Here is a 334-nt window from a genome sequence, read left to right as displayed (position 1 = left end):
ACTAAAAATTCCCTGGAAAGAGAATCCCATTGTCTTAAAGACCGTCGTGGAGAATATCGGAGTCGAACCGATGACCTCCTGCGTGCAAGGCAGGCGCTCTAGCCAGCTGAGCTAATCCCCCGTTATCGATTTCAGATGTTGAAGTACGATTAACGATTGTTGAACTCTCTCAACTTCTTAAAATCTCTAGTCTATTTAAATGAACGTTTTTATTTCAAATCATAAAACCACTCTCGCAGATCTAAAACCCAAAAAAATTGTAGTCTCAGGCAGACTCGAACTGCCGACCTCTACATTATCAGTGTAGCGCTCTAACCAGCTGAGCTATGAGACT

2 tRNA genes are annotated in these 334 nt (G+C 42.5%); both read right to left on the bottom strand.

What is annotated here, in order from left to right:
* Positions 1–47 precede the first annotated feature (47 nt).
* Positions 48–121 (bottom strand) — tRNA-Ala (locus ACY2RT_RS15315).
* 139 nt (positions 122–260) lie between these two features.
* Positions 261–334: transfer RNA gene (locus ACY2RT_RS15310), tRNA-Ile, on the bottom strand.

Source organism: Ulvibacter sp. 2210JD10-4 (assembly GCF_058148525.1).
This window is presented reverse-complemented; position numbering and strand designations above follow the sequence as displayed.